We start from the raw sequence: 15374 nt of genomic DNA, 5'->3' as shown, positions 1-15374 counted from the left end.
AATTATCTAATTGACTAATTATCTAATTTATAAAGCTTCGTTGTTTAGTACAACTTTGTAGCTAATTGTTGCTGTTGGTTCAACTGTTTTGGCAACTGAGCAGTATTTCTCAAAAGAAAGCTGAGCGGCTTTTTTTGCTTTATCCGGATTGATTTCTCCTTCTAAATAAAAAACCACATCGATTTCTTTAAAAGGTTTTGCCTCTTCAATCTGTACACGCGTTCCTTCAACCTCAGCGTTAAAAGAAGTGATTTCCTGACGCTGTTTTTTCAAAATCGAAATCATATCAATTGCGCTGCATCCTGCAACGCCCATTAATACCAATTCCATTGGACTTGCACCTAAATCGCTTCCGCCAAATTCGGCTCTGCTGTCAACGTCAACTACATGCCCGCGCTCATTTTTTACTTTAAAATGAAATGCGTCATTTACTCTGTTTAAAGTTACTTTCATTGTGTTGTTATTTTTTTGTTTTTGTTTGAATTCAAATCTTAAATCTAAACTCTAAAATCTGCAATCTAAAATCACTTTTACCCTTTATCAGATAATCTCAAAATATCTCCGAAAACTCCTCTCGCCGTAACAGCAGAGCCTGCACCAGCTCCCTGAATAACGATTGGACGATCTCCGTAAGATTCTGTATAAATTTCGAAGAAAGAATCTGAACCTTTTAATCCGCCTAATGCAGTATCTTTTGGCACTGAAACTAATTTAACTTCAAGATTTCCTTTGTCATTTTGCAAATCTCCAGACAATTCACCAATGTATCTTAATACGTGATTTGGTTGTTGATCTGTTTTTATTTTCTCATAAATTGGGTCGAATTCTTTTAATTTAGTCAAGAAATCGGCAACATTTCCTTCGCGTAAATGTTCCGGAATTAGATTTTGAATTGAAATTTCTTCAAACTCATTTTGCAAATCTAATTCTCTTGCCAAAATCAATAATTTTCTTCCCACATCATTTCCGCATAAATCCTCACGAGGATCTGGTTCTGTATATCCGTTATCAATGGCTTCTTTCAGAATTTCGCTAAACGGAACATCTTTTGCAGAGAAATTATTGAATAAATAACTCAATGTTCCTGAGAAAACTCCTTTGATTTTTGTGATGTTTTCACCAGAAAGATGCAGTAATTTAATTGTATCAATTAAAGGTAAACCCGCACCAACATTGGTTTCGTATAAATAATTCTTTTGGTTTTCTGCCAAAGCTTTTCTCAATTCTTTATAAAAACCATACGTCAATGTATTCGCTACTTTATTTGAAGAAATTAAATCGAAACTACTTTCTACAAGCGGAACATAATTTTCTACAAATGATGCACTTGCGGTATTATCAATCGCAATTAAGTTTTCTAAATGATACTCATTTGCGTAAGCGATAATATCTTTAATTGTATACGCTTCGCCTTTTGTTTCAATGTCGTTTTTCCAGCTTGAAGTTACGCCATTTTTATTTAAAAGAAGCTTTTTAGAATTCGCAATTGCGAAAACATTCAGCTTAATATCTTTTCGTTTTTCAATTGATGAAGCCGATTCTAAAATTTGATTGATCAAAGTTCCGCCCACTAATCCGTGCCCGAAAATTGCAATGTTGATTTTTTTAGAAACTCCAAAAATCTCTCCGTGAATTACGTTTAAAGCTTTTGTCAGTTCTTCTTTTTTCACAACCAAACTCACGTTTTTACCCGTAACCGTATTGTTGAATAAAATTGGAACGATTTTGTTTTTGATTAAAGCCGTGTAAGGTTTGTGGAAAGTACTCAAATCCTGCCCGATAATCGAAATTACAGATACATTATCCGTAACCGTAATCTGGTTTACGTCTTTAGAATAAAAGTCATTTTCGAATTCTTTTTCTAACTCCACCATGGCAAGCGTTGCTTTGTCTTTTGCCACAACCAATCCGATTCCTCTTTCAGAAGAACCTTGCGAAATGATACTTACGCTGATGTTGTGATCGCCCATTACTTTAAAAATTCGGGCATCGACTCCGGCTTTTCCTAGTAATCCGCGTCCTTCAAGATTTACAAGCGAAACATTTTCTAAAACAGAAAGTGTTTTAATTCCTTCTTTTGAGAATTTGAAGTGATTAATGTTCCGTGGTTTTCGTGATTGAATGTATTTAAAATACGAAGCGGAATATTTTTTTCTAATAATGGAATAATCGTCTTTGCATGCAAAATTGTCGCTCCAAAATTCGCTAATTCGTTTGCTTCATTAAATGATAAATATTCGATTTTTTTAGCATCGGCAACTAGATCAGGATTTGCTGTGTAGATTCCGTCAACGTGTGTGAAGTTTTGAAGTTCTTCGGCATCAAGATAATTAGCAATTAACGAAGCTGTATAATTGCTTCCGTTTCTTCCTAAAGTTGTGGTGTCGTTGTTGTTGTTTGAACCAATGAAACCTGTAACGATATTTACCGTTTCTCCGTTATGCAATTTGAAATAGTTGATAACGTTTTTCTTCGAAAGTTGTTCCAAAGGCTGAGCGTCACCAAATTTAGAATCGGTTTTTAGTAATTCTCTTGTATCCACAAAATTGGCAGGAATTCCTTTTTCAACTAAAATTGAAGTCAATAATTTAGCCGAAAGCAATTCACCTTTTGATAAAATCTGATCTTTGATTTTATTACTGTAATCGCCAATAAGACTTACTCCTTCGAATAATTTATCTAAAATATTAAATTCTTCAGATAAATCAACTTTCGGATAATCTGAAGTTTGGTATGCTTTAAAACTTTCTAAAAGCGGTTTGTAGTTTCCGTTTTTAGCCGCAATTCTTAAGATATCTTCTAATTCATCTGTCGCATTTCCGCGTGCAGAAACGACCACGGCAATTTTTTCGCCTTGATTTACTTTATCAGAAATGATTGAAACTACTTTGTTAAGTCCTTCTCCGTTTGATAATGATTTACCACCAAATTTTAATATTTTCATTTTATTTTGCTATTGTTTCTGCCTTAAAAATTCCGGCAAGTAAATGATCTAATTGTTTGTACTCGATTAAAAAAGCGTCATGTCCGTGAATCGAATCAATTTCGCTGTAAAAAACATTGTTTTTAAATTTCTTTAATTCATTGTAAGTTTCCAGATTTTCTTTTGGTGTAAAAAACAAATCTGAATTGATTGCAACGATATGAATCGCAGCATTTGATTTGGATATTAACGTTTCGAAATCCTCACTATTTCTGGTAATATCTATGGTTTTAAGCAGCTGGTTCATCAATTTATAAGATGCTAATTGATAGCGCTGCTGTAATTTTTTTCCGTGATGTGCCAGCCAGCTTTCGATATTAAAAATCAAAAGATCCTGATTGATAGTTCTCTGAAATTTCTCTTTAAATGATTCCGGTGAGCGGTAACACAACATAGCATGGATTCTCGCATCTTCGATTGGTTTTGAAGAATTATTCAGAATTTGCTCTTGCAGAAAACAATTGGCAATCATCCAGTCGGTCGATTTCCAGTCTGTTGCAATCGGAATTAAATGTTCTGTAATGTTGGGTTCTAAAGCCAGGATTTCCCAGGCAACGCCGCCACCGACAGAACCGCCGATTATGGCAAATACCTTTTCTATACTTAAAGCTTTTAAGCCTTTGATGAAGATTTTGGCAATATCTCTGGTTGTAAAATCCTGATAATTTTCGATTAGGAAAGAATCGTTTCCGTTTCCGGGAACATTAAACGCCAGAACGGTATATTGATTAGTATCGATAGTTTTTGCTTCGCCTATTAAATCATTCCACCAGCCATTCACACCGGTAACATTTGCGTTTCCGGTTAAGGCGTGATTTACCAAAACGATTGGAGCAGTATACAGCGGTTTACCAGCAAGTGTAAAACTTAACGGTAGCGACGAATACAATGCACCACTTTCGGTGATGAAATCTTGAATTATAATAGGACTTGGTATATTTTCCAATTTCAAATCTTTTTTACTTTTTGATTTGTATGTGGAAATATTAGAAAGAAAGTCTAGAGTTTGAAACTAGAAAAAATTCTTGTTGTTATCTTTCCACGTTTGGGCGTGGTAGAATGCAGCACCTTCTTCGAATTAACGAAGGGTTGCTAAGGATTCATCGGGTCTAATCCCTCCTCCTTTCTTTATAACATTTCAATACGTTTTTGAACTTAACGGTGCAAATTAACTACTAATTTCTTAAACTAACAAATTTTATCGAAACTGATTCTTCAATTTCTTAAACATTATTCAATCAGAAACTTTTGTACGCACAAAATTACCGAACGTTATGCCCAGTAAAGTCATGCAGGTTTTAACCTATTTTATGGCTGCTTTTCAAGTTAGATGAAAAGGGTTTCATTTTCTTTTGAATACATCAAAAACAATAATGAATTTGGTGCTTTTTTTACCGCTTTTTGATCTGTTTCAGTTACACCGAAACTTGGGTGGATTAATTCGTTTGCCGGCGGCGGATTGTTTCTTTCAGCTTTGATGTTTCTGTATGTTGAAAGTTTTTTTCTTAAGTAAGTAATTGCGCTCATATTATTAAGTTTAAGTTAGTTATTGTAATCTTTATTTTTTCTTTAATTCTTTGTTATCCTGCCAAAAGGAATAAAAAAACCCTTTTGGATTTTTAATACCAAAAGGGTCTAAGTTTTTATACAACTTATATATACTTTTAGTATCAACAGACGCGTACACAAATACGTGCGACATTAAACATCTTGTTCATCTGTAGGGACTTATTCATTTGCGATTTGACTGTTATTTTAAAAAAATCTTGCATTTATTTTTCTTTAAAAAGCTTTTCAGATTTTGATTAGGATCTCAAAAGCGTATATTTATTTTAACAAATAATCCTGTGTTTTTACCAGTTTTTACTTGTCTTACAAATGTGCGAATTATTTTCGAATATTCCAAGTTACAAAAGCCTTATTTTTCTTAAAAAACGTTAAAAAACAGCTTTTTACCGTTAAAAAACATCTTACAAAATTACAATTTGAACAAAAGAAAGTTTTGTCTTACAAAAAATTAACTAACTTTAGTTTCAATCTATCAAAGAACTACTAATATTAAAGCCACTTTTACAGCCAGACAGCTTCTTTATTTTTAATTTTTTCGGCTACTTTTAAAATGTCTGTTATCAAACCTCTTGAAATGGCTTGTTTGCATGGCGGTGCACTCTGAATTACGATGGGTGTGTTGGCATACGATTGTGTATAAATTTCAAAAATTGAATCGGAACCTTTTAGCTGGCCAATTGCAGATGTTGCCGGTTCTGAAACTAATTTTACTTCAAGAGTATTTTTCTCAACATCAAATTCTCCTATATATCGTAAGACATGATTGTCTTTTTGGGTTATTTTGGCAATTTTAAACGATTTATCAATGGCATCTTTATTCAGAATTCCATTTTTTTCTAAATGTTCTTCTCTAATGAGAGGATGGATTTTGATATCTGAGAATTCAAATTCTTTACCTATTTCTCTTGTCAGGATTAATAATTTTCTTGCTGTATCATTCCCTGATAAATCTTCTTTAAATGTAGAACGCATTAATCCTAAAAGACTGGCATCTTTCAAAATAGATGAAAAAGTATTTTCTTCGGCAGAAAAACGATTAAAAACATAGCTTAGATTATCAGAGAATACGCCTCTGATTTTCGTTATTTTTTCTCCTGAATAATACAAATCTCTTAAAGTCTGCAAAACCGGAACTCCTGTATCAACGGAAGTTTCATAAAAAAACTCTTTGTCGTATTTCTTTAGATTTTCTCTTAATTGTTTATAAAGATCAATTGGAAGAGTATTAGCCTTTTTATTGACAGCAACAATATTAAATCCGTTTTCGATTAATGTATTATAATGTCCGATCAATTCTTCACTCGCAGTTGCATCGACAGCAATTAGATTTTCGAATTCATTTTCTTTTGCAAACTCTATAATATCTTCAACTCTAAAGGGTACGGCCAATTCTCTAAAATTGGTTTCCCAGGAATATCCAACTCCTTCTTTCTCAAAAAAGGCAACTGTAGAATTTGTAATTATCGGAAAATGAAAATCGACATTTTTGCTTTGCAGAAAAAACTCCTGACTTTCTATAATCTGATTGATTAATGTACTTCCTATATTTCCTATTCCAAATAGGATAATATTTATTTTAAGCTTTGACATAATTTTAATTTTTAAAATATATCTGTGTTATTGAAACCATATAAGTAATGTAAGTTCATTTAATGCAAAGCATTTTAATGATAGTTGGGGCTAAATACGTAGACGCACTGCGGTGCGCCTCTACATATGGTAAAATCTTTTTTCATAAAAAATCACCTCTAGCAGAACTCACGCTGCTAAAGGCAATTTTTCAAACAAAAAACAAAAAAACCTAATTTTTATTGATACTGTACTGCGACTGTGTTACGCTTTCAAAAACCGATTGTAAATCGGCAATTAAATCTTCAACATCTTCAATTCCAACAGAAAGTCGGACTAAATCTTTTGTAACTCCGGTAGCTAATTGTTCTTCTTCTGACAATTGCTGATGCGTCGTGCTCGCCGGGTGGATAATCAGCGATTTGGTATCACCAATATTAGCCAGAAGTGAGAACAATCTTGTTTCGTCTACCACTTTTTTAGCGGCATCAAAACCTCCTTTTAATCCAAAAGTGATAATTCCGCTTTGGCCTTCAGGAAGATATTCTTTTGCTAAATCATAATATTTATTTGATTTTAAACCTGGGTAATTTACCCAGACTACCTCATCTTGTTTCTCTAACCATTCAGCCAGAGCCAAAGCATTTTCGCTGTGTTTTTTAATTCGGATAGGAAGTGTTTCTAATCCCTGAATAATCTGGAATGCATTAAATGGGCTTAATGCTGCTCCAAAATCACGCAGCCCTTCGATTCTTGCTTTTGCAATAAAGGCTGCATTTCCTAATGCTTCATGATATACTAATCCATGATATCCGGCAGAAGGTTCTGTAAATTCAGAGAATTTTCCGTTGGCCCAGTCAAAATTTCCGGCATCGATAATCGCGCCTCCTAATGACGTTCCGTTTCCGGCTATATATTTTGTTAAAGAGTGAATTACAATATCGGCACCGTATTTAATCGGGTTTAATAAATAAGGTGTCGCAACTGTATTGTCTACTATAAAGGGCACTTTGAATGCTTTGGCTTGTGCCGAAATTCCTTTTAAATCTAATACGTCTAATTTTGGATTTCCTAAAGATTCTACAAAGAATGCTCTGGTATTTTCTTTTGCTGCTTTTGTGAAGTTTTCAGGATTTGAAGGATCGACAAAAGTGGTTGTAATTCCTAATCGCGGTAAGGTTACACTTAATAAGTTATAAGTTCCGCCGTATAAACTGTTTGATGCTACTATATGATCGCCCGCTCTCAATAAAGTCAATAAAGCAGTTGAAATTGCTGATGCACCCGATGCTGTCACTACAGCTCCAATTCCGCCTTCGAGTGCAGCTAAACGTTGTTCTAAAACATCATTTGTCGGGTTATTTAATCGGGTGTAAATAAATCCGGCTTCGGCAAGACCAAATAAATTGGCCGCATGATCGGCGTTATTAAATACATATGATGATGTCTGGTAAATTGGCACTGCTCTTGTTCCTGAATTTTTAGTAACATCGTGCCCTGCGTGTAATGCGTTGGTTGCAAATTTTTGTGTGCTCATGATTTCTTAGTTTTTTAAATATTGTTAATACTTATATATTGTAATTGATATTGGTTTTTGAAATTGAAATTATGAATGGATTTAAGCAAAAGAAAATTCTCGTTCGAGTTCAGGATCATACATTTGAAACAATAATGATTTTTGAACTTTTCTATCCTGCTCTGCATTTATTCTTCTAATTTCTCTTGATATTTCTTCAGATTTAATATTGTCTTTTTGAGAATCGTTTCTCAATAAATATTCGACTGCTATGGAATTTAATGTTTTCATGATTTTTAATTTAAAGTATTGAAATGAAAAAAGCCCTTTCGGATGGCGACCAAAAGGGCTTATAGCTTAACTATAACAAAGATTGTATCTTTCACTTTTGGCAACAGCAAGGTTGGATGCACATTTGCATCACACTACAACACATCATATTTTTTCCTGCTATTGTTTTCATTGTAATTAAAAATTAATTCATTTTTAAACTCGACTAATTCGATAGAGTAAATGTAATAAGTATTTTTTTAACTGCCAAATAAAATTTTGATATTTAACAATAAATTTTTGTAAGTCACTAAAATCAAGCCTTTCAGCTGACTAAATTATTCTGAAAGGTTGCCACTCCCGATAGCTATCGGGATAAAAGATTACATTGATTTTAAAAATCAGTGCTAATTCGTTTAATCCCATATCCCGATAGCTATCGGGAGTGGCCTATATTTTCTTTAGAATTTAAAGCTCAAACGTGCAAAACCAAATCTTCCGTTTAATCCAAACTGCGATACAGCTCTTGAGTATGCAAACTGATTTGCGTTTGACAAATCTGTACTTGGTGCCGGAGATAAAGTTGGAGTTGTATTTGTGAAAGCCGGAGTTGATGGATTATTTCTGTCCGGATAAACATCTCCTATATTATTAAAGCCAACTGTTGCTCTAAAATGTTCATTGATTTGATATCCGAAAGATAAATCGGTAACCAGTTTTGCACTGTATTCCGGATGTTCGTATACCGAAGCAAATCCATCTAAATTAACATCTGTTGCACCCGGATCTGTTACTTTTCCGAAATAACTGTTTCTTAAATAAATGTCCAGTTTTTTAATGCTGAAAGTTGTGGTTAAGTTCGCTTTCAATTTTGGAATTGCTTCTTCTAAATACACTCGGCTTGACTCAGGAAAAAATGAATATATATAAGGATCGCCTCCTGCATTAACAATAGACTGCGGAATATGCAAATCTCCTACTCTTTTTGTCTCATTGTAACTTAAAGCAAAATCATTTCTGATAACAAAATCCTGAATCACATCATATTTTTGAGAAATTACAACATCAATTCCTTTCGTTTCTGAGTCGATTCCGTTTGTCCAGAACGAAGCTCTTTCTACACCTTTTGTATCAAAAGCCTGTTGAAACAAAGTCAAAGCTTCTGCCTGCTGCGGAGAAGTTGCTGCCGCAATCTGAGCGTCTGTTGGTCTTGAATATTGACCTGTTAAAACAATTCTGTCGTTGATTCTGGTGAAATAAGCATCGGTGGCAATTGTAATATTGGCTTCTGGGATTTTAAATGTAAATCCTGTACTGATGCTTTTTGATTTCTCTGGTTTTAAATTTTCTACACCAATACTTTTTGCTGCCTGAGAATCATTTGTAAAATAGCCAACCTGATATGGCGAACCATTAATAAACTGTGTTGAACTGCTTTCGAAATATTTCTGTTGTAAAGACGGCGCTCTAAAACCTGTTTGTCCAGAAATTCTCCAGTTGATATTTTCGTTTAATTTTAAAAGAGAAGCTAATTTAAAATTAATTGTGCTTCCAAAATCTGAATAGTTTTCATAACGTGCCGCACCATTTACAAGCCAGTTTTCTGTCGCGTTTAATTCTAAATCCAGATAAGCTGCGCCGCTTCGTCTGTCTCTTTCTTTAGCATCTGAAGGCTGAAATCCTGAGAATCCCTGGGCTCCTGCTCCGCGTTTGTTTCCGAAGAAATCAGTCACAATTAAAGGTGAATTGCTTGGCAGAATTCCAGAAACCAAAGCTCCGTTTACATCATATAATCCGTAGGAAGCTTCTTCTCCTTGTTTAATTTGGTAATTTTCATATCTGAATTCGCCTCCAAAAGCAACGTTTAAACCAGAAAGAAAATCAAATTTTCTGCTGAAATCTAAATTGGTTGTACTTTGCAAAAAAGAAACTTTTCCAGCATCAAAACTTGTTGGAGAATTTACGCCCAAAGTGGCATTGATAGTATTGTTTACATCATATTTAAAAGAGTTTGTTCCAAGGTTCGAACTCAAATCAGTATCAAAACCAAATAATTGTGTATTTACTCCAAGTGCTGCAGAAGCATCTAAAATTCCAGATTCAATTTCTGGTAAAAATCCGTTTTCATACACTTGCGTGAAAGTTCCGGAACCATTTGGCAATCTGTTAAAAGCATACGATTTTCCATCTCTATATGATACTCCACCAAATGAATATAATGAAGTTGTTTCTGTTAAAGGATATTTTGCATTATAATACGCTTGTCCAGAAGCGAGTTCTGACTGACCAACACTCATATTATAGTCGGCTCTTTCCTGATTTCTATAAGCTAATTCATTATTAGTTACATCAAAATTTAGCGCTGTCTGCAATTGTGCAATTGTTGTTGCAGATGAAATTGCATTTTGCTGTGCCGGTGTAAAATAACTTACCTGCGGCGCATATTGCTGTATCGTACTTATAATTTGTGCCGAATTTGGAGTTGTATTGATATTGCTAAAAAGTGAATTGATCTGAACTCCGTTTTGCGCGGCTCTGTTTTCTACAGCATTGTAAGCATTAAAAATGGCATTGCTTCTAATTCCTGCGCGACTTGTGGCTTGTCTTGTTACAGCAGTTCCAGTAACATTTAAAAAACTTCCCGGTTTCCCTAATGAAGTTCCGTAGTTTAAATCGACCTGAACGGTTTGTCCGTCTGCTCCGCCTTTAAAGTTGTTAGATCCCGAAGATAAATTAGTTCCGTATTGAATTCCTCCTGAAAGATAATTGGCATTCTTTTTTAGAACAATATTGATTACTCCGGCAATCGCATCAGAACCGTATTGTGCTGCAGCTCCGTCTCTTAAAACTTCGATTCTTTCAATGGCGAAAGATGGAATCGCATTTAAATCTGTACCGACAGATCCTCTTCCCGGCGATCCGTTTATGTTTACTAAAGCACTTGTATGTCTTCGCTTTCCGTTTACTAAAATTAAAACCTGATCCGGGCCTAAACCTCTTAATTGTGCTGGGTCAACGTGGTCTGTTGCATCGGCAGTTGATGTTGCGTTACTGGTAAAAGATGGCGCAACATAATTTAAAATCTGCGTTACACTGGTTTGCGGCGCTCCTTTTGTTATTTCAGAAATATTAAAAACATCAACCGGAACCGGTACATCTGTTTTTACTCTGTTTTTATTTCTGGTTCCAATTACGGTGACTTCTGATAATTCATTATTTTTTAAAGTATCCTGCTCCGTTTTATTATCCTGAGCATAAAGGCCTGAAAATGTCAAAAGACCTAAAACGATTAGTACATTTTTCTTCATTTCTTTTTTACTGATTAATTAGTGTTTTTGGCTTAAAAAAAATTCTTACAAGTTTATTTTTGAAACAAAAAAACCTCTGCTTCTGGCAGAGGTTCTATATATGTTGTTGAAAATAAACTACAATAGAGTCTCTGCGGATAGCTCCGGCATCTTACAAGACATCATATTGCAAATTGTAAATTTCATTTTGTTCTGTTATTTTAACGAGGCAAATTTGCGAAGTATTTTTTAACTGACCAAACAAAAACCAAAATATTTTCTATTACCCTATCAAATTAGTATATTACTGTTAAATTTCTGCTATAAAAAATAAAAAAAGTTGAACTTTAATTTGCAAATCAAAATGGTTTTATACCTTTGCACGCGAATACAGAGGAAAAATTTGAACTGATTGCAACCTCTTCATAATGAAATAATTCGTTATGAATGCTGAAACCAAGATTTCAGTAGTAAAAAATGCTAAAGCAGGTATTCTCCTTTAGCACTTTCAGCAATTACTTTTCCTCGCTTAATGTTAATTTAATAAATTATTATGGCTTATTTATTTACGTCAGAATCTGTTAGTGAAGGGCATCCAGACAAAGTTGCAGATCAAATTTCGGATGCATTAATTGACAACTTTCTGGCATTTGATGCTGACTCAAAAGTAGCTTGTGAAACTTTGGTTACTACTGGTCAGGTTATTTTAGCAGGTGAGGTAAAATCGAATACTTATCTTGATGTACAGCAAATTGCACGTGAGGTAATCCGTAAAATTGGATATACTAAAAGTGAATATATGTTTGAAGCGAATTCTTGTGGAATTCTTTCAGCAATTCACGAGCAGTCTGCAGACATTAACCAAGGTGTTGACAGAGCTAAGCCAGAAGAGCAAGGTGCTGGAGATCAGGGAATGATGTTTGGTTACGCTACAAACGAAACTGAAAACTACATGCCATTGGCATTAGATTTATCTCATAAATTATTACAAGAGTTAGCTATTTTAAGACGTGAAAACAAAGAAATCACGTATTTACGTCCGGATGCTAAATCTCAGGTTACTTTAGAATACAGCGACGATAACAAACCAACTCGTATTGATGCGATTGTTATTTCAACTCAGCATGATGATTTTGATGAAGAAGCGGCAATGCTTGCTAAAATCAAAAAAGATATTGTTGAAATTTTGATTCCAAGAATTATCGCTAAAAACCCTAAACACGCACATTTATTCAACGATAAAATCAACTACCATATTAACCCAACAGGAAAATTCGTTATTGGAGGACCTCACGGAGATACTGGTTTAACAGGAAGAAAAATTATCGTTGATACTTACGGTGGAAAAGGTGCTCACGGTGGTGGTGCATTCTCTGGAAAAGATCCAAGTAAAGTGGATAGAAGTGCTGCTTATGCAACTCGTCATATCGCTAAAAACTTAGTTGCTGCTGGCGTTGCTGACGAAATCTTAGTTCAGGTTTCTTACGCTATTGGAGTTGCTGAGCCAATGGGAATTTTCATTGAAACTTACGGAACTTCTAAAGTAAATTTAACTAACGGTGAAATCGCTAAAAAAGTAGAGTCTATCTTTGATATGCGTCCTTACTTTATCGAGCAAAGATTAAAATTAAGAAACCCTATTTACAGCGAAACGGCTGCTTATGGACACATGGGACGTAAACCAGAAACGGTTACTAAAACTTTCTCTGCTCCGGGCGGAAACGAAAAAACAGTTACTGTTGAGTTGTTTACATGGGAAAAACTTGATTTTGTTGATCAGGTAAAAGCTGCTTTTGGATTATAATTCAGATTTTTAGACTGACTTAGATCGTTAGACATCTTAGTCTTAAATATAAAAAATCCGATTTCTAAAATTTAGAAATCGGATTTTTATTTATGCTCTGTAACGTAATCTATTAATACGTTCCGTTTTGCATTTTTGATAAGGTCTCTTTTATCTCGCCTGCTGTTACTTCTTCAACATCAGCATTTGTATATTTTACAGCTAAAGTCTGCGTTGCGATTGCTTTTTCTTTTTGACCGTCTTTATAATACAACTGCGCCAAAGTGTCTAAATAATACGGATTGTTTTTTGTTACCGCTAAACTGTATTCAGACCATTTAATAGCGTCTTTTATAAAGCTTGAATTTTGAGGTTTCAACACAACATTCCATGCTGCATTGTTACAAAGATTTGAATGGTAATCTTTAAATGAGCTCCATGCATTATAATAATCCGAAGAAGTATTCAAATCAGAATACATAACATCTAATTTTTCTATCGGACTCGCTGCTTTTAAATTTGAATCAAAGTAAGTCGTAAATTCTCTTAAAAAAGTGGTATTTGAAGTGTCTTTATCTTCACCTTCTGCTAAATATGTAAAATAATTTCGGTACGAATCAAAGTTGCCTTTGCCTAAAGAAATGATTTTTTTATAAACTGAAATGTTCTTCTCTTTGTTTTTTTCTCCCGAAACATCTTCTTGAGAAATATAAGTATTAGCTTGTAATGCCGATGATATTTCAGAAATTACATTTCCTAAAACATGAATTTCTCCTTCTTTATTATTGAATGTTGTACGTTCAGCCTCAATAGCATCAGAATGTTTTAACAAATAATCAATCGCTAAATAATCTGTATCGTTAAGAATTCTGTCTTCATTAAAAAGTTGTTTTGTAAATCCCTGATTCTTGATTTCTTTTACAATTGTTTCTACCAGATACATATTGGGTTTTGTATCTTTTTGGTGCGCTTCAATCAGTTTTTTCCAGGTTTGAGCTACTTCTTTTTTATCAAGCTTCGCAGCTTTTGTTACTACAAATTCTGTTGGATTATCTACTGTCACGTCATAATCTGAATCGTAATCGTATGACGTTTCTAATAAAGCTGCTTTATTAAAAGCCTGTATTAAATCAGCGTCTGCCGCTTTTTTATTTTTGAATACTTTATCAATAGAAAGAAAAGCATCTGCACGCTGCAGCTTTCTGTAAAAATCGCCATAATAGCTAAACTGATATGATTTGTCTGATAAATCAGATTTTGCAACTGCTAATACATCGCCGTTTCCATTTAAAACAACTACACTCGGATCATTTGTTATCTTATTATTTTTGAGCCATTTTTTGTCATCAGATCCAGCCAGATAATAATTGAAAACGTCGTATTGAGGATTATAGGCGTCGTACATATTGTATCCTGTTTGTGTTTCCTGATCTTTTACAAAAGCATCAAAACTTTCTTTTATCGATTTGTTTTTACTATCAGCCAAAACAACTAAATATTTATTTGTGCTTCCTTTAGTCGATTCAAGTGCTTTTTTAAGATTGTTTTCAATTTTTAATTTAAAATTAAAATTGGAATAAACTGGCGAAGCCATTTCAGTATTAGTTGATAAAGGTGGATACAACGTTGTATCAACAGCAACTCCAGTTCCATAATCTTCTTTTCCCGGATAAGTCCAGTTTGAAACGATTTCACTTTGAAGAGGAACAACTTTAGAAGGCTTTACAGGTTGCACTTCTTTTTCATTTAAAAACACTAACGGGTTTTTTCCTCCTTTTTCAGAAATTTTCAACTCGTTTGTTTTCTTATCATAAAATCCGGCAATTTTCAAATCACCTAAAACTTCCAATTCATAATTGATTGTCACTTCAGAAGCATCTTTGGGTAAAGCATATTTATAAACATTGCTTTTTCCGTTATATTCTTCGTAAACTAAATATAAAAAGTCTGTTTTTTCGATTTCAAATTCCAAATCTGTTTTTTCCCAATCTGGATCTGATTTTGCTTTAATATCCGAAAGTTTTTGATATTGAACTGTTTCTGAACCTTTTTGTGTTCCTATATAAAAAGAATAATAAGACGGATCTAAAAATTTAATTTTAATCTTTTTTGCTTTTTTATCTGTTGCAAAAGAAAGATCAAATCTGTTTTCTGATTTTGTTGTATTAATGAAATTTAAGGAATCTCCTTTAATTTCGTAACCTCCCGTGTAGAAAACCAATTCATATTTATTATCATCTAATAAATTTAATTTGATTTTCTGTCCTTTGTTTGTAGATAGATAAGTTCCTTTTTCGATGCCTTTTGTTTGAGAATAAGACATAAAAATTCCCGAAGTAAATAGTAATAAACTCCAAATAAAATTGCGCATATTATAAAAATTTGGCTGTTAATATC

Annotated in this window: 9 protein-coding genes, 1 pseudogene and 1 riboswitch; of the genes and pseudogenes, 1 reads left to right on the top strand and 9 read right to left on the bottom strand. The window is 33.7% G+C overall.

Features of this window, described 5'->3' with window-relative positions:
• Nucleotides 1-27: 27 nt before the first annotated feature.
• The 8 genes and pseudogenes from ABDW27_RS14685 to ABDW27_RS14650 all read right to left on the bottom strand — a co-directional run bounded on the left by ABDW27_RS14685 (nucleotide 28) and on the right by ABDW27_RS14650 (nucleotide 11215).
• Nucleotides 28-453, bottom strand: a complete 426-nt coding sequence (locus tag ABDW27_RS14685; RefSeq protein WP_073413581.1) for an OsmC family protein — start codon at nucleotides 451-453, stop codon at nucleotides 28-30.
• Nucleotides 454-530: 77 nt separating this feature from the next.
• Nucleotides 531-2944, bottom strand: a pseudogene (gene thrA, locus ABDW27_RS14680) (bifunctional aspartate kinase/homoserine dehydrogenase I).
• A 1-nt stretch (nucleotide 2945) separates the two neighbouring features.
• A complete protein-coding gene (locus ABDW27_RS14675) occupies nucleotides 2946-3935 on the bottom strand; it encodes an alpha/beta fold hydrolase (RefSeq protein WP_343696585.1) in 990 nt (329 codons plus the stop codon).
• 76 nt (nucleotides 3936-4011) lie between these two features.
• A riboswitch (SAM riboswitch) is annotated at nucleotides 4012-4120 on the bottom strand.
• A gap of 189 nt (nucleotides 4121-4309) precedes the next feature.
• Entirely contained in the window at nucleotides 4310-4510 is a 201-nt protein-coding gene (locus ABDW27_RS14670) for a hypothetical protein (RefSeq protein ID WP_343696584.1), read from the bottom strand.
• A gap of 543 nt (nucleotides 4511-5053) precedes the next feature.
• Complete coding sequence (locus ABDW27_RS14665) at nucleotides 5054-6142, bottom strand: aspartate kinase (RefSeq protein ID WP_343696583.1); 1089 nt, start codon at nucleotides 6140-6142, stop codon at nucleotides 5054-5056.
• A 211-nt stretch (nucleotides 6143-6353) separates the two neighbouring features.
• Nucleotides 6354-7658: an O-acetylhomoserine aminocarboxypropyltransferase/cysteine synthase family protein gene (locus tag ABDW27_RS14660; protein WP_343696582.1), complete on the bottom strand. Its 1305-nt coding sequence runs from the start codon at nucleotides 7656-7658 to the stop codon at nucleotides 6354-6356.
• 81 nt (nucleotides 7659-7739) lie between these two features.
• Nucleotides 7740-7928: a hypothetical protein gene (locus ABDW27_RS14655; RefSeq protein WP_073412926.1), complete on the bottom strand. Its 189-nt coding sequence runs from the start codon at nucleotides 7926-7928 to the stop codon at nucleotides 7740-7742.
• Nucleotides 7929-8368: 440 nt separating this feature from the next.
• A complete protein-coding gene (locus tag ABDW27_RS14650) occupies nucleotides 8369-11215 on the bottom strand; it encodes a TonB-dependent receptor (RefSeq protein ID WP_343696581.1) in 2847 nt (948 codons plus the stop codon).
• Nucleotides 11216-11747: 532 nt separating this feature from the next.
• On the opposite strand from ABDW27_RS14650, the gene metK reads away from it, so the two are divergent.
• Nucleotides 11748-12998, top strand: a complete 1251-nt coding sequence (gene metK, locus ABDW27_RS14645; RefSeq protein WP_073412928.1) for a methionine adenosyltransferase — start codon at nucleotides 11748-11750, stop codon at nucleotides 12996-12998.
• A 112-nt stretch (nucleotides 12999-13110) separates the two neighbouring features.
• On the opposite strand, the gene ABDW27_RS14640 is transcribed toward metK, so the two are convergent.
• On the bottom strand, nucleotides 13111-15348 hold the full coding sequence (locus tag ABDW27_RS14640) for a hypothetical protein (protein ID WP_343696580.1): 2238 nt from the start codon (nucleotides 15346-15348) through the stop codon (nucleotides 13111-13113).
• Between the last annotated feature and the right edge of the window lie 26 nt (nucleotides 15349-15374).

Source organism: Flavobacterium sp. (assembly GCF_039595935.1).
Lineage (GTDB): Bacteria > Bacteroidota > Bacteroidia > Flavobacteriales > Flavobacteriaceae > Flavobacterium.
The sequence above is the reverse complement of the archived record's forward strand: the minus strand, read 5'-3'. Positions and strand labels throughout refer to the sequence as shown.

What these genes read in the sequence shown, in the direction of transcription:
- ABDW27_RS14655 (WP_073412926.1), bottom strand. Translation starts at nt 7,928, where the DNA reads ATGAAAACATTAAATTCCATAGCAGTCGAATATTTATTGAGAAACGAT.
- ABDW27_RS14650 (WP_343696581.1), bottom strand. Translation starts at nt 11,215, where the DNA reads ATGAAGAAAAATGTACTAATCGTTTTAGGTCTTTTGACATTTTCAGGC.
- ABDW27_RS14660 (WP_343696582.1), bottom strand. Translation starts at nt 7,658, where the DNA reads ATGAGCACACAAAAATTTGCAACCAACGCATTACACGCAGGGCACGAT.
- ABDW27_RS14640 (WP_343696580.1), bottom strand. Translation starts at nt 15,348, where the DNA reads ATGCGCAATTTTATTTGGAGTTTATTACTATTTACTTCGGGAATTTTT.
- ABDW27_RS14665 (WP_343696583.1), bottom strand. Translation starts at nt 6,142, where the DNA reads ATGTCAAAGCTTAAAATAAATATTATCCTATTTGGAATAGGAAATATA.
- ABDW27_RS14685 (WP_073413581.1), bottom strand. Translation starts at nt 453, where the DNA reads ATGAAAGTAACTTTAAACAGAGTAAATGACGCATTTCATTTTAAAGTA.
- metK (WP_073412928.1), top strand. Translation starts at nt 11,748, where the DNA reads ATGGCTTATTTATTTACGTCAGAATCTGTTAGTGAAGGGCATCCAGAC.
- ABDW27_RS14670 (WP_343696584.1), bottom strand. Translation starts at nt 4,510, where the DNA reads ATGAGCGCAATTACTTACTTAAGAAAAAAACTTTCAACATACAGAAAC.